Genomic DNA, 25,257 nt, shown 5'->3' with positions numbered 1-25,257 from the left:
CCGCTCACCCCCTCAACCGCGTATTGCCGGGATCGACGAAGACCGGGTGACAGATCTCCGCCACTGTCTCGCTGCCGCCAAGCTCGTCCCAGACGACGACACGTTCGCCATAGCGTTCGCGGCCGGATTTGAGGAAGGCGAGCGCGATGTCATGACCGAGCGTCGGCGAGTGGCAGGCGGAACTGACGTAACCCTGGTCGTTCAAGGTCGACGCCTTGGCGCCCTCGCGCAGCAGGTGCGCCCCGGCGCGGATATGCTGGTCCGTCTCGACGGGTTTCAACCCGACCATCTGCATGCGGTCCGCCGCCGTCAGTCCGTAGCGCGTCGAAAGCCGCTTGCCGATGAAATCGTTTTTTTGCGCCGATACCAACCGTCCGAAGCCGGCATCGTCCGGCGTCACGCGGCCGTCGAACTCGGCATGGGTGACATGACCTTTCTCGATGCGCAGCACGTTCATGGCCTCCAGCCCATAGGCGCAGATGCCATGCGCGCTGCCCTCTTCCATGATCGCGTCGGCGACGGCTTCACCCAAGCCCGCGGGCACCGCAAAAGGAGATGCGGAACAGCCGCGCGTTAAGCCCGCCCCTCAGGGTCACAACGCCGGCGGAAAGGAATGGAAAGGCCGTATCCGAGACATCATCCCCGACCAGCGCCTGGAGGACAAGGCGGGATTTCGGACCGGCAATCGCCATCTGCGCCCACTGATCGGTCGACGAGCAAAAACGAACCTTGAGCTCCGGCCAGAGCACCTGCGCGCAATGTTCCATATGGGACATGACCCCGCCGGCGAGCGCCGTGGTGGTAGTCATGACGAAGTGCTGCGGCGAAAGCCGGCTGGTGGTGCCATCGTCATAGACTATTCCGTCCTCGCGCAGCATCAGCCCGTAGCGCGCCTTGCCGACCGGCAGGTTGAGGATTGCAATAGAGCCGGTTGAGGAACTCGGCGGCGTCCGGCCCGAAAATCTCGATCTTGCCGAGCGTCGAGACATCGCAGAGCCCGACATGCTGGCGGACGTTGACAACCTCGCGGTCGGTGCTTTCCCGCCATGTCTTTTCGCCGTGCCGGGCAAAATAGGCCGGCCGATACCACAGGCCGGAATCGACAAAGATCGCACCGTTCTTTTCCGCCCAGCCATACAGAGGCGACTTGCGCACCGGCGCGGCACGCTCGTCACGCGCTGTTCCGGCCAGGGCACCGAATGCGACCGGCGTATAGAAGGGACGGAAGGTGGTGGTTCCGACGTCGGCGGGGCTGATACCCTGCATGGCCGCCAGAAGACCGGTGGTGTTGATAGCCGACAACTTGCCCTGATCCGTTGCCATGCCGGCAGTGGTGTAGCGCTTGGCATGCTCGACATGGCCGAAACCTTCCCTGAGAGCCAGGCCGAGATCCTTGACATCAACGTCATTCTGGAAATCGACAAAGGCTTTCGCCTTGGCGCCCGGGGCGTACCACAATGCCGTGAAGGAAGGATCGACTTCGTCGCCCACCGCCGGCAACGGATTGCCAACGGATGGAAAACCGAGATCTCCCGCGATCCTTGCAGCCCGTTCCGCGCCGTCCCGGAGACAGCCGCCAAGGCTGTAACGGCCGGCGGCAGAGCCGGCAACGACCAGCCCGTTGCCGATGTCAGGCGCAAGAAACGTGTTCAGTTCCGGCGACCAGACCGCTTTCGCGCCGCGCTGGCAGGCGAGATGAATGACCGGGTTCCAGCCGCCGGACATCCCGATCGCGTCACAGGCGATCGTTTCCTCGAAACCCGCACGTTCGACCACGAGGCCGCAGACGCGCTGGCGTCCGCGCGTATCGATGACCGAGGCGGACGGAATGACGCGTACACCCGCTGGCGCCGCATCGCGGGGCGCGTCGCGGCTGTCAATGATGGCCGCCACCTCGACCCCATGAGCAGAGAGATCGCTGGCTGTCCTGTAGCCCGCGCTGCCATTGGTGAAGATCGCCACCGACCTGCCCGCCGCAACGCCGAACCGGTTGGCATAGGTGCGCATGGCGCCTGCCATCATCACGCCCGGCCGATCGTTGCCGCCGAACACCAGCGGCCCTTCCTCCGCGCCCGTCGCCAACAGCGCGCGCTTGGCGACGATACGCCAGAGCCGCTCCACCGGCAGCTTCGCCTGCGGCGCGACCACATGCTTCTGCACCCGCTCCAGCGCACCGAAGACATTGTCGTCATACCAGCCGAAGACGGTAGTGCGCGGCATGATCGTGATATTCGGCAAAGCGCGAAGCTCGGCAAGGCATGCCTCGGCGAAATCCACCGCAGGGCGGTCGTCGATGCGTGTCGTCTCGGCCAGCAGCGAACCGCCGAGCCGGAAATCTTCGTCCGCCAGAATGACCCGCAGCCCGACGCGGCCGGCAGTCAACGCCGCCATCAGGCCCGTCGGTCCGGCGCCGACAACGATCAGGTCGCAATGCGCCCAGCACTTCTCGTAACTATGCGGATCGTGTTCCAGCACGGCCCGGCCGAGACCTGCGGCGCGGCGAATGAGAGGCTCGTAGACCTTCTCCCAGAAGGCAGCCGGCCACATGAAGGTCTTGTAGTAGAAACCCGCCGACAGGAATGGCGACAGAAGACCGTTGAGGGCGCCGATGTCGTATTTCAGCGACGGCCAGCGGTTCTGGCTGCGGGCATCGAGCCCAGCGTAAAGCTCGGCGACCGTTGCCTTGGTATTCGGGTCGGTGGCTGCCCCCTTGCCGATCGCAACCAGCGCGTTTGGCTCGGAAGGGCCAGCCGTGACGATGCCGCGCGGCCGGTGATACTTGAAGCTGCGGCCGACCAGAAGCTGATCATTGGCAAGCAGGGCCGAGGCCAGCGTCTCGCCTGCATATCCCTTCATGGCCCGGCCGTCGAACTTGAAGCTCAACGTGTTGCTGCGGTCGACGACACCGCCGGATCCGAGGCGATAGGCGGTCATCGGCCACCCTCCCGCGCCACGGCTGCGCCATCCGTCACCGAAAAGACGTCATGGGTAAACGTATCGCGCTCGACGACGAGCCATCGCCGACAGCCCGCGACATGGTGCCAGTGCTCCCGATGGCGGCCCCGCGGATTGGAACGGAGATGAACGTATTCGTGCCAGGCTTCATCTGCGGCGTCGGGGGCCGGACGCACCACCGATGCGTCACCGCGGATCGAAAATTCCTGGCTGGGCCGGACGCCGCAGTGCGGGCAATGGATAAGGCTTGCCATTCAGGGTCTCAATGCAGATTGGGTTGCGGGCCGGCGCCGCGTTCATCGATGGCATAGCCGCGCTGGAAGCGATCGAGACGCAGGAAACGGGCGACGGGATGGGGCTCGTCCCTGGCGATCAGATGCGCGAAACACCAGCCTGAGGCCGGCGTCGCCTTGAAGCCGCCGTAACACCAGCCGCAGTTCAGATACAGATTGCCGATCGGCGTATGGCTGATGATCGGCGAGCCGTCCATGCTCATATCCATGACGCCGCCCCAGGAGCGCAGCACGCGCACGCGCGACAGGCCGGGGATCATCGAGACCCCCTCCTCCATCACATGTTCCACCGTCGCCAGATTGCCGCGCTGCGCATAGGAATTGTAACCGTCGATCTCGCCGCCGAAGACGAGGCCACCCTTGTCTGACTGGGAGATGTAGAAATGCCCGGCGCCATAGGTGATGACGTGATCGATCGCCGCTTCAGCCCTTCGGTGACGAAGGCCTGAAGCACATGGCTTTCGATTGGCAGCTTCAGATCGGCCATCTGGCCGACTTGCGACGTATTGCCCGCCACCGCCAAGCCCAGCTTGCCGCAGCCGATGAAGCCCTTCGACGTGTCGACGCCCGTCACTGCGCCGTTCTCGCGGTGGATGCCGGTGACTTCGCAATTCTGGATGAGGTCGACGCCAAGGCGATCGGCGGCGCGGGCGTAACCGCAGGCGACAGCGTCATGGCGCGCCGTGCCGCCGCGCTTCTGCAGCAGCCCGCCCAGGATCGGGAAGCGCGCATGGTCGAAATTGAGGAAAGGGAGCATCTTCTTCAGCGCGGCTCGGTCGAGCAGCTCGGCTGCAACCCCCTCCATCCACATGGCATTTCCGCGGCGGATATAGGCGTCGCGCTGACTGTCGTTGTGGTAGAGATTGATGACGCCGCGCTGCGACAGCATGGCGTTGTAGTTCAGATCCTGCTCCAGGCCCTCCCAGAGCTTCATCGAAAATTCGTAGAATGGCTCGTTTCCGGGCAGCATGTAGTTGGAGCGCACGATCGTCGTGTTGCGGCCGACATTGCCCGAACCGAGATAGCCCCTTTCCAGAACCGCGATGTTCTTGAGGCCGAATTCCTTGGCGAGATAGTAGGCCGTCGCCAGTCCGTGGCCACCGCCGCCGACGATGATGACGTCATAGAATGGTTTCGGCTCCGGCTGGCGCCAGGCCGGCTTCCAGTTGAGGTTGCCCGAAAGCGCGTTCCTGACGATCGAGAATGCCGAATAGCGCATGCCAGTCCCATTTCCCCCATCATGCTGCAGCGCCACATTTCCACCGGCTGCGACCAGCGCAAAGGCCGCCTCGGCCCACGCCATGCTGTCGAATCTCTAGCCGAAGCGAACCTGCGATACAGTGCCAAATCCGGCACAGTCGATAAAATTCGACGAACAAATCTTGAAAAGACCGGTAAGGAACGTGGATGTATACTCGTCGTTCCGGACAACATCATTGGCGGTTTCCGGAGAAAATTCATCAAGGGCGCAGGATGCAGATGCTGGACATACTGGAAGAAGCGGCCGTGGCAGCGGGGAAAGCAATCCTCGACGTCTATCATGCCGGCCCGGATGTCAGCTACAAGGCCGACTCCTCACCCGTCACCGATGCCGACGAGAGCGCGGAAAAGATCATCCTCGATCGGCTGGCAGCGGCCTTTCCGGACATCCCTGTCGTCGCCGAGGAAGCCGTCTCGGCCGGATACGTTCCCGATATCGAGGGCAAGCCCTTCTTTCTCGTCGACCCGCTCGACGGCACCAAGGAATTCGTCGGCCGCAACGACGACTTTACCGTCAATATCGCCCTGATCGAAAACGGCGAGCCCGTGGCCGGCGTCGTCTACGCGCCGGCACTCGGCATTCTCTACGCCGCCAGCCGCAACAAGGCGAAGAAGGCCGTCGTCTCGGGCCAACGAGAAATCGGCCCGCCGACGATCATCGGCTGCCGCAGCCGCGGCGACCGCCTGGTCGCGCTGGCCAGCCGGTCGCACAACAACCAGGAAACCATCGCCTACCTCGCCGAGCACGGCATCACCGATTACGAGTCCATCGGCTCGTCGCTGAAATTCTGTCTTCTCGCCGAAGGTCTGGCCGACATCTATCCACGCCTCAGCCGGACGATGGAATGGGACACCGCCGCCGGCGACGCCGTTTTGCGGGCGGCCGGCGGCGAGACAGTCACCATGGATGGCAATCCCCTGTCCTACGGAAAGCGCAATCAGGCCTTCGACGTCGACTTCGCCAACCCGCACTTCGTATCGCGGGGAAAACACTGACGCGATTTTTCGGAAGGCGCGCACTGCGCGCCTACTCGCTGTGCGGCGGCAGCGGGAACAGTCGGGCGAAATTCCCCTTTGCGGCCAACGCTACATTGGAGCATCCGTCCCCGCTTTGCCGTGAACGGATACCCTTCTCCTCACGACAAAGGAGAACCGCACGATGAGCGAGACCACCGCCAATCTCGAACTGCCCTATATCCTGCCCTCCCAGGCACAAAAGCACGTCACCCACAATGAAGCACTGCAGCGGCTCGACGCCGTCACCCAGCTGACGGTGACAGCGAGCTTGGCAACCCCGCCTTCCGATCCAGAGGAAGGAACCTGCTACGATATCGCCACGTCCTCGACCGGCGCATGGACTGGCAAGAGCGGCAAACTCGCCTTCCGCCAGGACGGCGACTGGATCTTCATCAGCCCGAAAGAGGGCTGGCGCGGCTGGTTCCTGGCCGAGGACAAATTGAAGATCCACGACGGCGCGGCCTGGGCCATCTATGACGCCATCGGCACACCGTCGCTTCTCGGCATCAACACCACCGCCGACAGCACCAACCGGCTTGCCGTCTCGGCCGCCGCCACGCTGCTGACCCATGACGGCAATGGTCACCAGGTGAAGGTGAACAAGGCGGTGGCCGGCGACACAGCAAGCCTGTTGTTCCAGAGCGGCTGGTCGGGCCGGGCGGAAATGGGCCTTGCCGGCACGGACGAATTCGCCATCAAGGTCAGCCCCGACGGCACCAGCTGGACGTCTGCACTCGATATTACCGGTCAGGGCCAGGTGCGCATGCCGCAACGGCCGCTGGTGCGCGCCACCCGCGGCGGCGGTGTGCTGACGCCCGCATCCGGCTCGCAGACCGGGTTCTCTACCCCGAGCGTCAACCAGGGCGGCTTCACCCTTGGCGCCACGGTCGCCGGCGGCGGCAGCCGGCTGATCATTCCCGTGACGGCCCCTTACCTCGTAGCCCTCGGCGTCGAAGCCAATCCCGCCGGCGCGTTTTCGGTTGCCGTAAAGATCAATGGGACGACGACGATCGCCAGCATCAACGACAACGACGCGGCCTCTTCATCCTACGGCAATTGCGCGGTCGGAGTGGCGCTTCTGAATGCCGGAGACTGGCTGGTCCTGGAACACACGGGAACCACGCCGCTCGATTTCGGCTACGACAAAACGGAGCTGACGGTGGTCATGCTGTAAGGCGCGCTAAGCAGGTTTCGGAAAAGTGTCCAACGGTTTTCCGGCCAGAACCTGCGTTAAAACAAACGCCTAAGCAGACGTTCGTTGGCCTGCCAACGAAAGTCGGCTTAGAGGCGGTGCTGTTTTTCTCCGAGTCACATTACACGACAGCATCGAAATACCCCCCTCTGTCACTCCGTGACACCTCCCCCTCAAGGGGGGAGATCGGGAGCAAGAGGCCAGCCCCACGCCAATCTCCCCCCTTGAGGGGGAGATGCCCGGCAGGGCAGAGGGGGGTGAAGAAGGTGTGGAACAGTCCCAATAACATCCGACAGAGGGACGATATCTCCTAAACCGGCACGGCCTCGCCGGAAACCGGCGTTTCCGTGCCCGCGGCTGTCGCCTCGTCCTCCTTTTCCGGCGGCCTGATACGGAACCAGGCGAGATAGAGCGCCGGCAGGAAGAGCAGCGTCAGCACCGTGCCGACGATGATGCCGCCCATCATGGCGTAGGCCATCGGTCCCCAAAAGATTTCGCGCGCGATCGGGATCAGCGCCAGGCTGGCTGCCGCGGCGGTGAGCATGATCGGCCGCATGCGGTGTTCGGTCGCTTCCTGCACGGCCTGCCAGGGCGCCATCCCCTCCTTGCGCAGATCCTCGATCTGCACGACCAGGATGACGGAATTGCGAATGAGGATGCCGATCAGCGCCAGGATGCCGAGAATGGCGACGAAGCCCATCGGCGAATTGCTCGACAAAAGCGCCGCGACCACCCCGATCAGCGCCAGCGGCGCTACCGCAAAGACAAGGAACAGTCGCGAGAAGCTCTGAAGCTGGATCATCAGGATCGTCGCCATGACGAACAGCATCAATGGCACGACAGCCGCAATCGGCGCCTGGCTCTTGGCGCTTTCCTCGACGCTGCCGCCGAGTGTCACCTTGTATCCCGGTGGCAGCTTTTCGGCGTAGGCGGCGACGTCCTTTTCCAACTGCGCGACGATCGTCGCCGGCTGCGTCGGGCCGATGATGCCCGCCTTGACGGTCAGCGTCGGCATGCGCGACCGCCGCCAGACCACCGGCTGCTCCATTTCGTAGCGGAAGTTCGCAACCGCGGCGAGCGGTACGGAGGTGCCGCTTGCGCCCGGCAGCTGAAGATCACGCAACGTCTCGATCGATTGCCGCTCCGACACCTTGGCACGGGCAACGACGTTGATCAGATAGATATCGTCACGAACCTGCGTGACGGTCGTACCGCCGACGATGCCGTTCAGCGCCGAGGAGATATCCTGCGAGGTAACACCCAGTTGGCGGGCCTTATCCTGCAGAACATCGACCTTGATCACGCGGGCCGGTTCATTCCAGTCATAGACGATGCCGCCGAGCAGCGGATGGCGTGCGAGAACGCTGCCGAGTTCGAGCGCGTGCTTGCGCACTTCGCCGATATCCGGCCCGCTGACGCGATATTGCACCGGACGGCCAACGGGTGGGCCGATGTCGAGCAGCTTCACATAGGCATCCGTACCGATGAAGGTTTCCTTCAGGTATTTCTGCAGGTCGGCGCGGACCTTGTCGCGCACCTCCAAGCTCTTGGTGACGATGATCGTCTGGCCGAAGGACGTATCCGGCGGCTGTACATCGAAGGACAAGACGAAGCGTACCGCGCCCTGGCCGACATAGGTGGACCACCGTTCGATATCGGGATTGCCGACGAGCTTGTCCTGCTCGAACTTCGCCATCTGCGCGTCGGTCTCGGTGATCGATGCGTTTTGCGGCAGCGACCAGTCGACGATCAGCTCAAGCCGGTCGGACGACGGGAAGAACTGCTGCTGAACGTGGCCCATGCCGAAGACGGAGGCCGCAAAAACGACCACGGTGGCGACGATGGTGGTCCAGCGCCAGCGCATGCACAGGAGGAGAACGGCGGAGAACATCCGTGCCAGTCGGCCTTTCTCGCCGTGATGCTGCTTCATGGTTTTCGGCAGGATGGTGACACCGAGCAGCGGCGCAAACACCACGGCAACGATCCACGAGACCAGCAGCGAAACGGCGATGACGACGAACAGCGTGAAGGTGAATTCGCCCGCGGCGCTGTCGTTGAGGCCGACCGGAATGAAGCTCGCGACGGTGACGAGCGTGCCGGTCAGCATCGGAAAGGCGGTCGAGGTATAGACAAACGTCGCTGCCTTACGCAGAGAGTCGCCCGCCTCCAGCCGTGCCACCATCATTTCCACCGCGATCATCGCGTCATCGACGAGAAGGCCGAGCGCAATGATCAGCGCGCCGAGCGAAATGCGCTGCAGCGAAATGCCGAAATAGGACATGACGACGAAGGTGATGGCGAGCGTCAGCGGAATAGAAAGGGCGACGACGAAGCCGGCGCGCATGCCGAGGCTGACAAAGCTGACGGCAAGCACGATGATCACCGCCTCCGCCAGTCCGCGGGTGAACCCCGAAACGGCCTCTTCGACGATCAGCGGCTGGTCGGAGACGAGGTGCACGCCGACGCCGACCGGCAACTCGGCTTCCACCGCCTTGATCTGCTCCTCGACATGGGCACCGAAGTCCAGGAGGTTGGCGCCCTGCTTCATGCCGATGGCAAGACCGATCGCGGGCTGTCCGTTGAATCGAAACAGTGCTGAGGGCGGATCGGTATATCCGCGGGTGATCGTGGCGATGTCGCTCAGCCGGAAGAAGCGGTCGTTCACCTGCAGGTTGACGGCGCGCAGGCTTTCTTCCGAGGTAAACTGGCCGTTGACGCGCAGGCTGATCCGCTCTCCCTCGGCCTGCACGACGCCCGAGGGCGCGATGGCGTTCTGCGCCTGCAGCGTGGCGACGACAGCGTTCTGGTCGATGCCGAGTGCGGCGAGCTGGCGCGCCGAGAACTCAAGATAGATCACCTCGTCCTGCGCGCCGATGATATCGACCTTGCCGATGTTCGGAACGGTAAGGATCTGCCGGCGGGCGTCCTCGACATAATCGCGCAATTGCCTCTGCGTCAGGCCATCGGCGGTGAAGGCATAGATATTGCCGAACACATCGCCGAACCGGTCGTTGAACGATGGCCCCACGACTCCGGAGGGAAACTGGCCGCTGATATCGCGGATCATGTTGCGCACGGTCACCCAGATCGAGGCGACATCGCGGGCCTTCGTCGACTGCTTCAGATTGACGAAGACGAGCGTCTGGCCCGAAGTGGTGATGCTGCGGGTGTAATCGAGGGATTCAAGCTCTTCGAGCTTGCGCTCGATGCGCTCGGTGACCTGCCGCGTGGTCTCCTCGACCGAAGCGCCCGGCCATTGGGCCGAAATCGTCATGGTCTTGATGGTGAAGGACGGGTCTTCCTCGCGGCCGAGGCTCAGATAGGAAAAAAAGCCGAGCAGGCCGAAGACGATCATGAAATACCAGACCATCGAGGCATGATCGAGTGCCCAGTCGGAAAGGTTGAACTTCTTCATGACCGCGCCTTGTTTTCGAATTTCACTTTCTGCCCTTCCTGAAGACTGTGCACGCCGGCTGTCACGACACGCATCCCGGCGTCGATGCCGGCGGTAACGACGATCCCACTTCCGAGCGCATGCCCGGTGATCACTTCGCGGCTCTTGACGGTTCCGTCACCCTCGTCGACCACCCAGACAAAGGATTTGCCGTCGCGCAGAAGGATAGCGGTCGCCGGCAGAACCATTTGCTCGACGGCGGCTTCCTTCAGGGAAGCGGTGATCGTCGTTCCGAGCCGGAAACTCTCCGGCGGGTTTTCAAGAGCGATCTTGATGCGGCGCGTTCGGGTGGCGGCATCTGCGGCCGGCGCGATCTCGCGCACCTTGCCGCTCACCGCCATGGCAGGATTGATCTGTAGGGTCACCGAAAACGGTGTGCCCACCGGCAACAGCGCATTGCCATCCGGCACATCCACCACGGCGTCGCGCTCATCTGGCCGGGCCACCGTCACGACGGCGGCGCCGGCGGCGACGACCTGCCCCACCTCCGCCCCGGTCTGCGTCACGACGCCGTCGAATGCAGCCGTGACTTGCGTATAGGAAAGTTGCTCTTTGGCCTTCGCCAAGGCTGCCTGCGCCTGCACGACCGAAGCTTGAGCCGCCGTCCTCGCCTGCTCGGTGCTTTCCACTGCCGCCTGGGTTTCCGTGCCAACCTTGAACAGTGCCTTGGCGCGGCGCTCGACGGAAACGGCATTGGCGAGCGTGGCTTGGGCATTGGCGAGATCTGCGCGGGCCGACCCGACCGCAAGCTCGAGCGCCGTCGGATCGAGCGTCGCCAGCAATTGACCGCGGCGGACCACATCGCCGGTATCGACGTCACGGGCCACAAGAAGACCGGTCGTGCGCGGACCGAAAGCGGTCTGAACCTTCGGCTGCACGGTGCCTGCGAAAGTGGAACCGGGCAGACGCGTGGGAGTGACGATTTGTGAAAGCACCGGACGGATCACCGGAGGCCCCTGCTCCTCGCCCTTCTGGCAACCCGTGAGCATCAGAAGCGTGACAGGCGCGAAAACCAGCGCCAGCGATATCCGGTTCATTCCGCCTGCTCCTTGATGACGTCGACAACCTGGCCGGGACGCAGCATCTTTGCACCCTCGACCACCACGGTTTCGCCCTTGGCGATGCCATCGGAAATGAGCACGCGGCCCTTCTCGTACGTCGCCACCGTCACCGGCTTCAGATCGACGGTGCTGTTTTTTTCATCCACCACCCAGACGGCAGGCTTGCCATCCAGTTCGGAAAGGCTGGTCCAGGGCAGGATAACCAGTTTCATTGGCCGGGAACTGGCAAAACCGGTGACCGGCGCGCCCAGCGTCATGCGGTCGGGCGTGCTGTCCATAGCGACCTTGACGCGCACCGTGCCCGTCGCCGCGTCGATCGTCGGCGAGATCTCGCTGACCACTCCTTCGGCCTTGACCGAGGGGTCGCTGACCAGCGCCAGACCGATCTTGGGCTCCGCGGGCCTTTCGAAAAGCAGCGATTCATAGACGTTGAAGATCGCATCGCGCGGGCCGTCCCTCGCGACGCTGAACATGGTTTGCGCTGCCTGAACCACCTGGCCCGCTTCGGCGTTGCGCACGGTCACAATGCCGTCCGCATCGGCGCGTAGCTCGGTGTAGGAAAGGGCATCGCGCGATGTGCCGAGTTGCGCCCTGGCGGAATCGAGCGATGCCTCGGCAGTCCGCAAGGCCGTCTGCGCCTGATCGAAGGCTTCCTGCGTCGTGGAATTTTTCGCAAGCAGGGATTTTTGACGTTCGAAAGCGGATGTGGCCTGCCTCACCTGCGCTTCCGCCGAACGGACTGCGGCTTCCGAAGACCTGACATCCGCCTGCTGCACCCTTGGGTCGATGCGCGCCAGAACGTCTCCGACCGTCACGTGCGATCCGACATCCGCATACCACTCCGTTACCTGACCGCTGACGCGGAACGAAAGATTGGTCTGGACATGGGCGACGACCTCGCCAGTGAGCATCACCCTCTGCTGATAGTCGACAACGTCGGCGCTTTGCACCCGCACCGTCGCCTTTTCCTTCTCCGATTGCTGCGTCTCGCCCTGGCAGGAGGCGAGAACGAGCATAACGGCAGTCGCCGCCAACCACCTGCCCGGGCCGTGATTTTGTTTTCCGTTCATCTGCGGCTGCTCGCTCCGAAAATCGCGCTGAACCATTTATTGTGGCCCCTCAATATAGAAGGTCAAAGACCGTGACAAGCTACCCGGACGGACAGGACGCAATTTTCACAGCGAGAAGAATCGGCCCTCGTGGGCACCAAGCAGACTGGACGGCGAACTTATGAGAATTTCTTACAAAGGGCGAGAAAAACCGGATTGCTCTCTTGGTCGGGGAACGCAGAACGGGACGTCCGTGACCAGTTCCGAGGGCAGGAAACTCATGATCGACCAGTCACCACGACACCGAGGAGGCTGCCGAGCGACCGTTCATTGAACGGCTTGCCGATCCGGGGAACGTCCCGCAAAGCCGCCGGAAAACTTGCGTCCTCGCCATAGCCGCTGACGAAGCCGAAGGCGATGCCGCGCGCGATCAGCACGCCGGCGAAATCGAAGCTCGTGTGGGGACCAAGTTTGACGTCGAGAAATACGAAATCGAAGGTCTGCTGTTCGATGAGTGCCGCGGCCTGCGTCAGGTCAGTGGCAATCTCGACGTGCTCGACGCCCAGCGATTTCAAAATATCCTCCGCCTCCATGGCAATGAGCAAATTGTCTTCCAGCACCAACACACGCTTCGTCAAAACTTCGACTTCCGTAAATGCCACCGATATTGGTCCCTGCCTTCGGCCGCTCAGCTGCGAACGGGTCTCGAACCTTTCCAGTTAAAACAAGAACGGGGCGGCGGCATTTAAATAAGACATGTAGATCATCGAACGGCCGGACCATCTCGGCGATTGCGTTGGACGGGCGCTCTTTCGCAGTCAGATAAAGGGGCGCGTCTTTTCCGAATGCCCTTCCCAGCCCGAAATCTTCATCAGGCCTTTGTCGTCGAGAATATCGCAGCCGCGATCAGCCCAGCGGATCAGCTTCCGTTCCCCCAGTTTTTTCAATGTCTTGTTGGTGTGCACGATCGAAAGCCCGAGCGTATCGGCGACATGCTGCTGGGTGATTGGAATGGAGACGCGCGCGCCTTTGAAAAGATGCACCGCCCTGGCGCGCTGATAGAGGAAGGCTAGCAGATAGGCCGCCCTTTCCAGTGCCGAACGGCGACCGATGCTGAGCAGGTTTTCATCGAGGATGCGCTCTTCCTGCGCTGCAATCCAGGTCAGGTCAAAAGCAAGATCGGGGTAGTTGCGAAATAGCGTGCCGAGTTTGTCACGCTCGAACACACACAGGATCACGGGCGAAAGCGCTTCGATCGAATGTTGCATCTCGCCCATGAGGCTGCCTTGAAGGCCGATCAGGTCGCCCGGCATCATATAGTTCAATATCTGCCGTCGGCCGTCGTCCAGCATCTTGTAGCGAAAGCCCCACCCGGAAAGCACCGTAAAAAGATGGGCGCTGTGAGATCCCTCCACCAGGATCGTCGTTCCCGCATCGACAGCCAGTTCACCCGTCTTGAAGTTGGAAACAAACGCGAGTTCGTCCGGTTTGAATTCACGGAAATGCTCGAGCGCCCGCAAGGGACACTGCTCGCAGGGCGTCTGTTTGCTGTTGCGGGCTTTAGGAGCGGCCATCGGGTGTCCTCGGCAAAGTGAAAGATCGGCCCTGGAAACAGGGCTTTGATTTACAATGAAAATTAGAGGCCAATGTTTTCCCGGCAAGGGCAGCTTGCAACGCGCCGGTGGACTTCTGCACCCGGCAAGCCTAGTTTTTCGCTTCGAGATCATACCCTTCAGAATGGGACGGAACCGCAATGAACCATCCAGCCTTTGCCAGCAACCATGTCGCCGTTGTGACCGGAGCCGCGTCAGGCATCGGCCTTGCCGCCGCCCAGCGCTTCGCTGGCCTCGGAATGAACGTCGTGCTCGCCGATCTGCCGGGCAAACGGCTGGACACGGCGGCGCGCGAGACGGCGGCGCTGTCCCCGCATGGCTTAGACAGCGTGGCAGCCATTGCCGCGGATGTGGCGTCGATCGAATCGCTGCAGGCGCTGGAACGGGACGTCGTCGCGCTGTTCGGCCGCGTTCACGTGTTGATGAACAATGCCGGCATTCCGGGCAGCTCGATGTTCGGCGCGCAGGACGCGTGGGAAAAGGTCTTCGCCGTCAATCTGTGGGGCGTCATCAACGGTTCACGCATCTTTGCGCCCGGCATGATCGCCCACGGCCAGACCGGCCTCATCATCAATACCGGCTCCAAGCAGGGCATCACCACCCCACCTGGCGACCCCGCCTACAATGTGACGAAGGCCGGCGTCAAAGCCTTCACCGAAGCACTGCAGCACGAATTGCGCAACACGCCCGACTGCAGGATCACGGCACACCTGCTGATTCCAGGATTCGTCTACACGGCGCTCACCGCCCAGGGCCGGACGGAAAAGCCTCAGGGCGCCTGGACGCCGCAGGAAACGGTCGATTTCATGATGCAAAGCCTCGAAAACGACGACTTCTACATTCTCTGCCCGGACAATGACGTCGAGCGCGCCACCGACGAGAAACGCATCCTATGGGCCGCCGGCGATATCATCGAGAACCGCCCGCCCCTGTCGCGCTGGCACCCGGATTATGCTGACGCCTTCAAGGCATTCCTGACGAAGGATCGTCCCAAGATCGGCTGACGCCAGCGGCTCAAAGGCGCTTTCCTATCTTCGTGCGGTGACGCTGTGTTCGCCCGGCAGGGCTGGCGTCGACCGCCATTTGCTGCTTTCCTGCGGCGTGATCAAAAGGTTTCATGACATGACGAGCGGTATCCACCACATCACGCTGATCACCCGCAAGGTACAAGCGAATGTTGACTTCTACGCCGGTTTTCTCGGCCTGCGTTTGGTCAAACGGACAGCGGGATTTGAAGACGCGATGCAGCTTCACCTGCTCTATGGCGATGCCATCGGGTCGCCGGGATCGCTGGTGACGTTCCTCGTCTGGGAAGACGGGGCGCCGGGCCGCGTCGGTCATGGCCAGCCGAGCGAGATCGCCTTTGCCATTGCGCCGGAAAGCATCGGCTTCTGGCTGACCCGGGCGCTGCGATACAATATCTCTACAACTGGTCCGACCCAGGAGTTCGATGAACCCGTCATCCGGCTGAAGGATCCCGACGGCGTCATCGTCAAACTCGTCGGTACCGCGGCCCTTGCCACCGACACACCCTGCGCCACGCAGGAGATTCTGCCTCAGGACGCAATCCGGCGGCTGCGTGGCGCAACGATCCTGACGGACAAACCGGAGGGGACGGCAGCCTTCATCGGCCGGCATTTCGGCTATGCCGAAACGGCAAGGACCGAGACCATCCGCCGCCTCGGCTCGGCCTCCGGCGATGTCATCGACGTTCGCGATGCCAGCGGATTCTGGACCGCCGCCCCCGGGACGGGCACGATCGACCACATCGCCTTCCGGGCAGCCGACAGGGCCGCCGTCGACGATCTGCGTACACGGCTGGCGGCGGAGGACGCCGGAACGATCTCGGCCCACGACCGCAAATATTTCTTCTCGCTCTATGTGCGCGAGCCGGCCGGCACGCTGTTCGAATTCGCAACCGACGCCCCCGGCATGACGGTCGACGAGGATGTGGCCTCGCTCGGAACGCGCCTGTTCGTTCCCGAACATTTCGGCGGCGATCTGGAATCCAACCTCGTCGTCCTGCCGCAATTCGCGTTGCCGGGCGAGGAGCGTTTCACCCAGCGCGACCTGCCCTTCATTCACCGCCTGCACCAGCCAGACCATCCGGACGGGCGCACCCTCGTGCTGCTGCATGGCAGCGGCGCCAACGAGACGAGCCTCTTGCCACTCGGCCGGCAGATCGCCCCGAATTCCCTGCTCTTCAGCCTGAGGGGACGTAGCACCGAAGAGGGCTTCCCGCGGTTTTTTCGCCGGATCACGCCCTTCAGCTTCGACCAGAAGGATATCGTCTCCGAAGTCGAAGCGTTTGTCGCGATGATCGAGGGCGCCGTTCCGGCCTACGGCATCGACCGCGAAAGGATGGTTTTCATCGGCTATTCGAACGGTGCCAACATGCTGATCGCGACCATGCTGCTTCATCCGGGCCTGATCAGGAATGCCGCGCTGCTGCGCATGATGAACCCGCTGGAAACGGTACCGGACGCCGATCTTTCCGGCACCAATATCCTGACGGTGACAGGGGCAACAGACGCCTATTCCCGCTATGCCTCGCCGCTTGAGGCGATTCTGCGCAAGGCAGGCGCGACGCTTGAGACCGTCACGCTGAAAGCCGGACACGAGATCGGCGACATGGACGCGAAGGCCGTTCGCGAATGGCTGAAATCCTTCGGAGCCTGACGGCCAAGACTCAGGCGGTTTTCCGGGCGACATAAGCGGCGAAGGCCTCGACAAAGGCCCTCAGCCTTGCCTTGGCATCTTCGTCGACAAGGTTGCCGTCCTTGTCGAACAGCGAGCCCGCTTTCGGCAGCATCAGCCGCTTGCCGGACCAGAGGTCGGCGCCCAGCGTGCGCAGCACCGGCAGCCAGGCATTCTGGCTGAGCAGGGTGCCGAAGGCGCTGGGCGACGTGCCGGCCAGCGCGAAGGCGCGGCCCGCAAAGACATTCGGCGCACCGGTCATCGAGGAACTCACCCAGTCGATGGCGTTCTTGAAAACGCCGGGTATGGAGTTGTTGTATTCCGGCGTGAAGAGAATGACGCCGTCGGCCGCCGCGATCTGGTCTTTGAGAAGCTGCACCGCGGCCGGCACCCCTTCTTTCTCGACATCGGCATTGTAGAGCGGGATGCCCTCGATGGTTCCCGTCGTGAACGTCACGCCTTCCGGCGCCAGCGGGATCGCCGCGTTCAAGAGGGATTTGTTGAACGATGCCTTTCTCAGGCTCCCGGAAATGCCGATCAGTTTTGTCATCCGATTCCATCCTTTGTTTTCGCAAAAGATGGTCAGAAAAGCGAAAAAGTACAGATGGAAAAGCCGGAAAACGATGCTCCCCGGCCTATTCTGCTAGACCAGCGGCTTCAGCCTCGCTTCGATCTGGCTGCGTTTGTGTTCCAGGAATGGCGGTAGCGACAGCCCTTCACCGAGCGTTTCCATCGGTTCGTCGACCGCAAAGCCGGGGCCGTCGGTTGCGATCTCAAACAGGATGCCGTTCGGCTCGCGGAAATAGAGTGAGCGGAAATAATAGCGTTCGACCTCGCCGCTCGACGGCAGGCGGAAGTTTTGCAGCCGTTCGGTCCATTCATGCAGCGCCGCCACGTCCGGAGCGCGGAAGGCGACGTGGTGGACGGCGCCGGCGCCCTGCCGGGCAGCCGGCAACCCCGGCTGGACGGCGACATGCAGCTCCGCCGCCGGACCGCCCTTGCCCATCGAGAACACATGCACGTCGCCAATGCCATCCGGCGACGCATACTGGCGCACCCTGCTCATATTCATCACCTCTTCCAGAACCGCCGCCGTATTGGTGAGATCCGGCACGCTCATGATGATGGGGCCGAGGCCTTTGATCTGATGCTCGGCCGGAACCGGGCTCCTGTCCCATGGGTGAGATGGCGCCAGCCCGCCATCGTCGATCAACCGCAACCGCTGCCCCTCGCCGTCCTCGAAGTCGAGCGAGGCGCGGCCGTCGATTTCGGTCACTGCCTCGGATTTGACCTTGAGCTGGTCGAAACGGCTCTTCCACCAGGCGAGCGTGTCGCGGCTGCCGACACGCAGGCCGGTGCGCGATATGCTGTGGGTGCCACGGCCTTCCGGCTGGACCGGCCAGTCGAAGAAGGTCAGGTCCGTCCCGGGCGTCGCCTGTCCGTCGGCGTAGAAGAGATGGTAGGCACTGGTGTCGTCCTGATTGACCGTCTTCTTGACCAGGCGCATGCCGAGCGTCTGCGTATAGAAACGCAGGTTTTCAGGCGCGTTCGCGGTGATCGCCGTCAGATGATGAATTCCTGTCAGTTGCAAGCTCATGGCTGCCTCCTCCATCGGAAAGATATGGAGCGAATATCGGTCGCTTCACCTGTTTAATAAAGGGGCACAGCCCGAACAGAACGTTCAATGACCGTGGACAGTCGCGGCGGCTTTGCAGCACCTCGTCGCGCGAGGCGATCACGCCTGGCGCTGCAAATCGCTCAGATAGGTATTTTCGCTTCTCGAAACATCGAATACGGCCGGATCGACGGTCACGATCATCAGCGTCTCGCCATGGGATGCGGCGCCTGCAAGCAGGCTGCCATCGGGTGCGGCGATGCGCGAGGAACCTGCGAAGGTGAAGCGCTCGTCGGCGCCGCAATGATTGACATAGGCAACGAAAACCTGGTTTTCGAAGGCACGGGTCTGGATCATGTGATCGGCAATGAAGGTGCCCGAATAACCGGCCGGTAGCGCCGTGGGCACCAGTACCGCGTCGGCGCCCGCCAGAGCCAGCCGCCGGACGTTTTCCGGAAACTCCACATCATAACAGATCAGCATGCCGCACTTGACGCCGCGATGGGTGAACAACACCGCGCTCGGCGCGGCGGCAGCAAACAGCGCACGCTCGTAGGCCCCGTAGAGATGCGATTTGCGATAGACGACGGGTTCTGCCGCGCCGTCGACGTAAACAGCGCTGTTGAAGACTTCGGGACCCGCCCTCTCGGCAAAACCGGCGATCACCGCCACCCCGGTCGCCGTTGAAATCGCCTGTAGCCTCCGCACCAAAGGTCCATTCGCAGGCTCTGCCAGATCGCTTATGATGTCACCGGCGCCATAGCCCGTCAGCCCGAGCTCCGGCGTGATCAGCAGGCTTGCGCCCTTGCCGGCAGCATCCCTCGCCGCCTCACCGATGCGTGCCAGATTGGCGGCAACGTCGCCGCTTTCCGATCTCATCTGCAGGGCGGCGAGCGTAATCATGTGTCGTCCGATGACATGGCGCCGAGCAGCTTCGGCAAATCGCCGAACCGCGCGACGAGGGAGAAGATGACGGCCGCCGTCACCACGAACAGGATCGTCACCGAAGCCATGGTCGGCGTGTAACCGTAGCGGAGCGCGTTGAAGATCTTGATCGGCAGTGTTTCCATGATGAAACCGACGGTCATATAGGCGACGATATACTCGTTGAGCGACAGCACGAAGGCGAAGGCATAGCCAGAGACGATATAGGGCAGGATCAGCGGCAGGACCACCGTGCGAAAGATCGTCTTGTCATCGGCCCCCATGGTGGCGGCCGCCTCGACCAACGACCGGTCAATCGCCGTGAAGCCAAGCGACAGGGTCACCAGCGGCAAGGTGACGAAGAAGATCGCATGGCTGACGACGGCGGTCCATGGCTGGCCGTAAAAGCCGGTGGTCGCCCAGAAGGTGAGCAGCCCGAGTGCCGTGATGACCGGTGGCAGCGTGAAGGGCGCCACGCCGAGCAACTGGAAGATGTTCGCCCAGGGAGCGATCCGTCGCCACAGGAACCAGGCAAGCGGCAGGGCGATCGCCACCGCCAGAGCCGCCGACAGGATGGCGAGCGTCAGCGAAGCAAGCAATGCGTTGCGCCATTCGGGATTGAGGAAGATTTCGCCGTACCAGGAGAGCGAGAAGCCTTTTGGCGGGAAAGCCAGCGTCTGCTTCGCGTTCACCGACACGCCGGCAACGACGATCATCGGCAGCGCCATGAACAGGCCGATCAGGAAGAAATAGACTTTGCTGAGCGCACTGGTCATGCTGCTTCTCCCTTGCGTCCGGCTATCACGGTCAGCGCCACCAGTCCGAGCGTCACCAGCACCAGGAACACCGCCATCGCGGCCGCAAACGGCATGTTGGACTGGTAGATCGCCTGATCGGTGATCAGCACCGACAGGGTCCAGTGCTGCGGGCGACCGAGAAGCTGCGGCAAGAGATAGGAACCGAGCGCGAAGATGAAGACCATGATCAGCGTCGCGGTGATGGTGTTGCGCAACGCCGGCACTACGACGGTGAAGAAGGCCTTGATGGGCGAAGCGCCAAGCGTGCGAGCCGCTTCCGTCAGTGTCGGGTCCAGCCGCACCAGTGCCGGATAAAGCACCAGCACCGTATAGGGGAAGGCCTGATAGACCATGCCGGTCAGGACCGCGCCGAAGCTCGGCAAAAGCGCCTTCGCCTCGCTCATGAGCCCCGCCATGACCAGCAGATTGGTGATCCCGGCGGTGCGTGAAAACAGCGTCGACCAGGCAAAGCCGATGATGACTTCCGACAGCGACAGCACAGACAGCAGCGCCACCAGCCAGATGATCTGCACTTTTCTCGCCATGCGAGTCAGAAGGTAGGTAAAGGGGATGGCGAGCACGACGCAGCAGATCGCAACCGCGATCGCCAGCATCAGCGAGAAGCCGAGCACATTGGCGAAGAACAGGCTGAGGAATCGCTGGTAGTTCGAAAGTTCGAAGGCCGGCACATAGAAGCCGCCCTGCTGGCGCTGGAAAAACGAGACGGCGATCATCGTCGCAAAGGGCACGACGAAGAAGACGATGAGCATCATCGCCGGGAAGAACAGCGGCCCGTAGTCGGCCAGGCGTTGCGGCGTTTCGCGTCTCATTTGGCAAGCACCACGCAAACGTCGGGCAAGAGCACCACGCCAACCGGCTGGCCGACGGAAACATCGGGCCGCGCCCGCGGCGTCGAGACGGCGATGATCTGCCGGCCGGCAACGTCGACGAATGTCTCGATCGTGCCGCCGAGATCGCGCACGAAGGTCACCGTGCCGGACAGCGCGCCGTCGCCGGGCGCCGTCAGATGCACGTCTTCCGGCCGGACAGACAGCGTCGCCTTGCTGATATTCGGGCCAAGGGAAATGCCGGCAACCGGCTGACCGAGCACGGTGACTCGGCCGGCGCTGTCGGCTTCCGCCTCGAGCAGGTTGGTGGAGCCGATGAAGTCGGCGACGAAGGTGTCGGCGGGGCGACGGTAGATTTCAATCGGAGATGCCGCCTGACGGATCTCTCCACGGTTCATCACCACGACCGTGTCGGCCATCGTCATCGCCTCGCGCTGGTCGTGCGTCACGACGATGGTGGTGATGCCGAGTTTCTGCTGGAGCTGGCGCAGTTCGACCTGCATTGCCTCGCGCAGCTTGGCATCGAGCGCCGAGAGCGGTTCGTCGAGCAGGAAGAGCTTCGGCGAGATCGAAAGAGCGCGCGCGATCGCCACGCGTTGCCGCTGGCCGCCGGAGAGTTTCGATACCGGCCGGTCCGCATAGCCGGAGAGATGGATCATCGAGAGCAGTTCATCAACGCGCTTTTTCTGGTCTTCCTTCGGCGCGCTGCGGATACGCAGGGGATAGGCGATATTCTCGCCGACCGTCAGGTGCGGGAACAGCGCCAGCGACTGGAACACCATGCCGAGATTGCGCTTGTGCGTCGGGACGCGGGTGATGTCGTCGCCGTCGAGCCGGATTGCGCCGCCTGTCGGCAGGTCGAGGCCGGCGATCATCCTGAGGAGCGTGGTCTTGCCGCAGCCGGACGGTCCGAGCATGCAGACGAACGTGCCGTGCGGCACCGTCAGATCGACATTGTTGACCGCAGTGAAGGTCCCGAATTCCTTCGTGACGTTGTTGAGCGCGAGGCCTGACATGAGTTTCCTTGTTCCGCTTCTCGAACGTAATATTCAAAGCCCCTCACCCTAACCCTCTCCCCGCGAGCGGGGAGAGGGGACGATCGAGGTTGCCGCTTAGTCCTTCTCCCCGTTCACGGGGAGAAGGTGGCCGATAGGCCGGATGAGGGGCGCACCCTCAACCGACGATCAGCTCGGTCCACTTCTGGTTCAGCCAATCCGATTTCGTCTGGTAGAGGTCGTAGCGCGGAATGATCGGCTCGATGTCGGACGACACGGCGGCGAACTCTTCTGCGGTGAGATCCGTGAGTTCGCGCTTGACGGTCGGCGAGGTCCCGACCTTGCGCGACAGAATGGCCTGGATCGACGGCTGGCTCATATAGTCGATGAAGATGTGGGCCTCCTCGACCTTCTGCGAGGCGCGCGACAGCGCCCAGCAACCGGAGTCCTGAATGCCGCCTTCCTTCGGGAAGGTCGAGCGGACCGGATTGCCGTCGGCAGCCGCAAGGCCGGTAACGTCGTGATAATACTGCCCCATCGGGATTTCGCCCGACTTCAGCGCCTGCTCGAACTGTGCCTCGTCGCGATACCAGAGCCGAACGTTCGGCTTGACTTCGGCGAGCTTGGTAAAGGCCTTCTCAATCCCCTCTTCCGTATCGAGCGCATTGGTGCCGCCAAAGAAGGTCTTGGCCGTCACTTCGAGCAGGAAGGAATTGGATACGAGCGCCAGCAGACCGAGCTTGTCGACATTCGCCGGATCCCAGAAAGCTTCCCAGGAGGTCGGGGCTTCCTTGTAGACATCGGTGTTCGTCACCAGCGTGATGTACCACGAAACGGCGCCGATACCGGCAATGCGACCATCCGGGTATTTGTTGACGAAGCGATCGATCAGATTGGACGCATTCTTGATCTTGGCAACATCGAGCGGCGCCCAGAGGTCGGTCGCCTGGCCCTTCAGCATCGAAACCTGCGACATCATCGAGACGTCAGCAGGCGCCTGGCCGGCCTTGGCCGCCTGTTCGAGCTGGACAAGCCAGGCTTCGCCGGTCGGTTCGGCAACGGCTTCGATCGCGATGCCCGTCGCCTTGGTGAATTCCGGGAAGATGTTCTTGTCGAACGAATCCTTGAAATAACCACCATAGACGCCGACTTTCAGCGACTTGTCCTGCGCCCGCAGGATCGATGGCATGGCCAGCATCGACACACCGGCAAGGCCGGCGCCGAGCACGGCCCGGCGGCCGATATTTTGTTTCAGAAATTCAGTCATCGTCACTCTCCTGTTTTTGCCGGTGCCGCTCTTTTTCAGCTTCCGGTCTGTTCCCAATTTCTGACCCGGCATGCAAGTCCGGATTGCATGCCAGTCAATGTTTCAAGGCCCTAAGTTCCAGCACCTTTGCGTATCGCGTCAACGGAAAACACAAGGCGAAATAGATCAAGGCAACAAACCCATAGACCGTGAACGGCTCGAAGGTTGCATTGTTGATCGCATTCGAGGTTCTGACCAGTTCCTCAAAGCCGATAATCGACGTGAGCGCCGTGCTTTTGATCAACTGCACGAGAAAACCGACGGTGGGAGCCCGAGTGATTGCAAAAGCCTGCGGCAGGATGATCAGCCGCAATTGCTTGAGATAATGCAGCCCGAGACTGCTGCCGGCATCCCACTGCCCAAGCGGCACCGCCTGTACGCCGCCGCGCCAGATTTCCGCCAGAAACGCGCTGGCGCACAGGGTAAGCCCGAGCACGGCAGCGGTCCAGGGTTCGATGCGAAACCCGAGCAGCGGCAGGCCGAAGAACAACAGGAAAAGCTGCATCAGAAGCGGCGTGCCCTGGAACAGGCCGATGTAATATTCGGCGAACTGCCGCATCCAGTAGCGCTTGGATATCCTCAGGAACAGGATGAGCAGGCCGACAATCGTGCCGCCCGCGAAGGCCACCGCCGACAGAAGCACCGTCCACCGGGCTGCCAGCAAGAGGTTGCGGATGATGTCCCAGAGCGTGAACTCGATCACGACACGCCTCCAGCCAACATGCGGTTGCCTCCGGCGATCAGCAAGCGGCGCAAGCCGATACTCATCGCGAGGTAGACGAGCGTGACGATCAAATAGGTCTCGAACGCGCGGAAGGTGCGGGCCTGCAGCATGTCGGCCTCATAGGTCAGTTCGCGCACGGCAATCTGCGAAACGACGGCTGATTCCAGCATCATGATGACGATCTGGCTCGTCAGCGCCGGATAGATCACCTTCAGCGCCTGCGGCAGCACGATCTTCATGAAGACCACGCGTGGCCGCAAGCCCAGTGCAAGCGCTGCTTCCCTCTGCCCCTTCGGCACGGCATCGAGCCCGGCGCCGACGATTTCCGTCGTATAGGCCGTCATGTTCAGCGTCATCGCCAGAATGGCGGCGACGACGGGATCGAGGCGGATGCCAAGGCTGGGCAACCCGAAGAAGATGAAGAAAAGCTGCACCAGAAATGGCGTATTGCGGACGAGCTCGACATAACCGGCAATTCCCTGGCGCAGGATGGCATGGCGACTGCGCCGGGCTGCCGCGCCCAAAATGCTGAGCACGATGCCGGCGATTGCCGACACCGCGATCAGGAAGATCGTCATGGCCGCGCCGCTCGCGATCAGCGAGACCGCGTCATTCAGCCAGCCGAAATCGAGCGCATAGCCCAAAGGATCAATCCTTCAGGTTATCAGGGTTGAGCGGGGTCTTCAGCCACGCTTGCGAACTTTCATTGAGCTTGCCGTCGGCGAGCATCTTGGCGACCGCGTCGTTGATTGCCTGCTTCAGGCGATCTTCGCCCTTGTTGAGCGCCAGATGCGACGGCGAGGTCAGGAGCTGGAACTTCTGCTCCGGCTTCAAGGCTTCCTGGCGGGCCAGAACCTGTGCGCCGACGTCGTTGCCGACAACCATCAGTTCGGTCTGGCCGGAGATGAAGGCCTGGATCACCGAGTTGTAGTTGTCGAAGCGCTTGATGTCGGCATCCTTCGGTGCTGCTTCCGTCAGCGACGTGTCTTCGAGCGTGCCGCGATTGACGGCGATGCTCTTGCCGGCGAGGTCTTCCTTGCCCTTCACTTCCAGGGCAGCCGGACCGATCACGGCGATATAGTAAGGCGCGTAGGCCGCAGCGAAATCGATGACCTCGGCGCGCTCCTTGCTGTAGCCGACGCTGACGAGCACGTCGACGCGCTTCTCGGTCAGGTAAGGGATGCGGTTCTGGCCGGTCACCGGCACCGGAACGAGCTTCACCTTCAGGCTGTCGGCAATATACTGCGCAACGTCGATGTCATAACCCTTGAGGCTCATATCGGCGCTGGCCGAGGAGAAGGGCGGGAAATCGGCGAAGACACCGACATTCAGGACGCCTGCCTTGGTGATATCGTCGATGGCGTCGGCCTGGGCGTTGCCGGCGAAGCCGAGAACGGCGGCGCTCAGCATCAGGGCGCCGGCAAAGGATGATTTCATTACATTTTTCATTGTCTTCC

Annotated in this window: 20 protein-coding genes and 2 pseudogenes; 4 read left to right on the top strand and 18 right to left on the bottom strand. The window is 62.4% G+C overall.

The features are described from left to right. Positions 1-4: 4 nt before the first annotated feature. The 3 genes and pseudogenes from A3AY_RS35425 to A3AY_RS35420 all read right to left on the bottom strand — a co-directional run bounded on the left by A3AY_RS35425 (position 5) and on the right by A3AY_RS35420 (position 4,467). Positions 5-2,934 (bottom strand): annotated as a pseudogene (locus A3AY_RS35425) (sarcosine oxidase subunit alpha family protein). Then, on the bottom strand, positions 2,931-3,209 hold the full coding sequence (locus tag A3AY_RS0116320) for a sarcosine oxidase subunit delta (RefSeq protein WP_018326728.1): 279 nt from the start codon (positions 3,207-3,209) through the stop codon (positions 2,931-2,933). The pseudogene A3AY_RS35425 and the gene A3AY_RS0116320 overlap by 4 nt, the downstream one beginning before the upstream one ends. An 8-nt stretch (positions 3,210-3,217) precedes the next feature. Further along, positions 3,218-4,467, bottom strand: a pseudogene (locus A3AY_RS35420) (sarcosine oxidase subunit beta family protein). A 260-nt stretch (positions 4,468-4,727) separates the two neighbouring features. On the opposite strand from A3AY_RS35420, the gene cysQ reads away from it, so the two are divergent. Beyond that, positions 4,728-5,504, top strand: a complete 777-nt coding sequence (gene cysQ / locus A3AY_RS0116310; RefSeq protein WP_026203510.1) for a 3'(2'),5'-bisphosphate nucleotidase CysQ — start codon at positions 4,728-4,730, stop codon at positions 5,502-5,504. A gap of 163 nt (positions 5,505-5,667) precedes the next feature. Beyond that, positions 5,668-6,699 (top strand): DUF2793 domain-containing protein, encoded by a 1,032-nt coding sequence (locus A3AY_RS0116305; protein WP_018326726.1) that lies wholly within the window; start codon positions 5,668-5,670, stop codon positions 6,697-6,699. A 328-nt stretch (positions 6,700-7,027) separates the two neighbouring features. Here A3AY_RS0116305 and A3AY_RS0116295 read toward each other — a convergent pair whose 3' ends face one another. The 5 genes from A3AY_RS0116295 to A3AY_RS0116275 form a co-directional block, all read right to left on the bottom strand. Beyond that, positions 7,028-10,132: an efflux RND transporter permease subunit gene (locus A3AY_RS0116295; protein ID WP_018326724.1), complete on the bottom strand. Its 3,105-nt coding sequence runs from the start codon at positions 10,130-10,132 to the stop codon at positions 7,028-7,030. After that, on the bottom strand, positions 10,129-11,208 hold the full coding sequence (locus A3AY_RS0116290; protein ID WP_018326723.1) for an efflux RND transporter periplasmic adaptor subunit: 1,080 nt from the start codon (positions 11,206-11,208) through the stop codon (positions 10,129-10,131). Before A3AY_RS0116290 ends, A3AY_RS0116295 begins: the two co-directional genes overlap by 4 nt. After that, a complete protein-coding gene (locus A3AY_RS0116285; RefSeq protein ID WP_234913024.1) occupies positions 11,205-12,302 on the bottom strand; it encodes an efflux RND transporter periplasmic adaptor subunit in 1,098 nt (365 codons plus the stop codon). Before A3AY_RS0116285 ends, A3AY_RS0116290 begins: the two co-directional genes overlap by 4 nt. Positions 12,303-12,559: 257 nt before the next feature. Continuing rightward, positions 12,560-12,943: a response regulator gene (locus tag A3AY_RS0116280; protein ID WP_040668865.1), complete on the bottom strand. Its 384-nt coding sequence runs from the start codon at positions 12,941-12,943 to the stop codon at positions 12,560-12,562. A gap of 156 nt (positions 12,944-13,099) precedes the next feature. Further along, positions 13,100-13,855, bottom strand: a complete 756-nt coding sequence (locus A3AY_RS0116275; RefSeq protein ID WP_026203509.1) for a Crp/Fnr family transcriptional regulator — start codon at positions 13,853-13,855, stop codon at positions 13,100-13,102. 179 nt (positions 13,856-14,034) lie between these two features. On the opposite strand from A3AY_RS0116275, the gene A3AY_RS0116270 reads away from it, so the two are divergent. Together A3AY_RS0116270 and A3AY_RS0116265 are read left to right on the top strand one after the other, a co-directional pair. Next, complete coding sequence (locus A3AY_RS0116270) at positions 14,035-14,898, top strand: SDR family NAD(P)-dependent oxidoreductase (protein ID WP_018326719.1); 864 nt, start codon at positions 14,035-14,037, stop codon at positions 14,896-14,898. Between the two features lie 118 nt (positions 14,899-15,016). Next, positions 15,017-16,573: a VOC family protein gene (locus A3AY_RS0116265; RefSeq protein ID WP_026203508.1), complete on the top strand. Its 1,557-nt coding sequence runs from the start codon at positions 15,017-15,019 to the stop codon at positions 16,571-16,573. A gap of 10 nt (positions 16,574-16,583) precedes the next feature. Here the strand turns inward: A3AY_RS0116265 and A3AY_RS0116260 are convergent, their stop codons facing one another. The 10 genes from A3AY_RS0116260 to A3AY_RS0116215 all read right to left on the bottom strand — a co-directional run bounded on the left by A3AY_RS0116260 (position 16,584) and on the right by A3AY_RS0116215 (position 25,249). Continuing rightward, positions 16,584-17,141 carry an NADPH-dependent FMN reductase gene (locus tag A3AY_RS0116260; protein ID WP_018326717.1) on the bottom strand — a complete coding sequence of 186 codons (558 nt, stop codon included), beginning with the start codon at positions 17,139-17,141 and terminating at the stop codon, positions 16,584-16,586. Positions 17,142-17,234: 93 nt separating this feature from the next. Next, positions 17,235-18,188 carry a ring-cleaving dioxygenase gene (locus A3AY_RS0116255; RefSeq protein WP_018326716.1) on the bottom strand — a complete coding sequence of 318 codons (954 nt, stop codon included), beginning with the start codon at positions 18,186-18,188 and terminating at the stop codon, positions 17,235-17,237. Positions 18,189-18,326: 138 nt separating this feature from the next. After that, on the bottom strand, positions 18,327-19,109 hold the full coding sequence (locus A3AY_RS0116250; protein ID WP_018326715.1) for a carbon-nitrogen hydrolase family protein: 783 nt from the start codon (positions 19,107-19,109) through the stop codon (positions 18,327-18,329). After that, positions 19,106-19,906, bottom strand: a complete 801-nt coding sequence (locus A3AY_RS0116245; protein ID WP_018326714.1) for an ABC transporter permease — start codon at positions 19,904-19,906, stop codon at positions 19,106-19,108. The genes A3AY_RS0116250 and A3AY_RS0116245 overlap by 4 nt, the downstream gene beginning before the upstream one ends. Further along, positions 19,903-20,757, bottom strand: a complete 855-nt coding sequence (locus tag A3AY_RS0116240; RefSeq protein WP_018326713.1) for an ABC transporter permease — start codon at positions 20,755-20,757, stop codon at positions 19,903-19,905. The genes A3AY_RS0116245 and A3AY_RS0116240 overlap by 4 nt, the downstream gene beginning before the upstream one ends. Beyond that, a complete protein-coding gene (locus A3AY_RS0116235; protein ID WP_018326712.1) occupies positions 20,754-21,791 on the bottom strand; it encodes an ABC transporter ATP-binding protein in 1,038 nt (345 codons plus the stop codon). Before A3AY_RS0116235 ends, A3AY_RS0116240 begins: the two co-directional genes overlap by 4 nt. Before the next feature lie 157 nt (positions 21,792-21,948). Further along, on the bottom strand, positions 21,949-23,037 hold the full coding sequence (locus A3AY_RS0116230; protein ID WP_018326711.1) for an ABC transporter substrate-binding protein: 1,089 nt from the start codon (positions 23,035-23,037) through the stop codon (positions 21,949-21,951). A 94-nt stretch (positions 23,038-23,131) separates the two neighbouring features. Further along, the gene (locus A3AY_RS0116225; RefSeq protein WP_018326710.1) at positions 23,132-23,779 is read right to left on the bottom strand and encodes an amino acid ABC transporter permease; all 648 of its coding nucleotides are present in this window, start codon (positions 23,777-23,779) and stop codon (positions 23,132-23,134) included. Then, a complete protein-coding gene (locus A3AY_RS0116220; protein ID WP_018326709.1) occupies positions 23,776-24,444 on the bottom strand; it encodes an amino acid ABC transporter permease in 669 nt (222 codons plus the stop codon). The genes A3AY_RS0116225 and A3AY_RS0116220 overlap by 4 nt, the downstream gene beginning before the upstream one ends. A gap of 4 nt (positions 24,445-24,448) precedes the next feature. Beyond that, positions 24,449-25,249: a transporter substrate-binding domain-containing protein gene (locus tag A3AY_RS0116215; protein ID WP_040668863.1), complete on the bottom strand. Its 801-nt coding sequence runs from the start codon at positions 25,247-25,249 to the stop codon at positions 24,449-24,451. Positions 25,250-25,257: the final 8 nt, after the last annotated feature.

Source organism: Rhizobium giardinii bv. giardinii H152 (assembly GCF_000379605.1).
GTDB lineage: Bacteria > Pseudomonadota > Alphaproteobacteria > Rhizobiales > Rhizobiaceae > Pararhizobium > Pararhizobium giardinii.
Note: the sequence above shows the minus strand (reverse complement) of the source record. Positions and strands in the feature narration are given on the sequence as shown.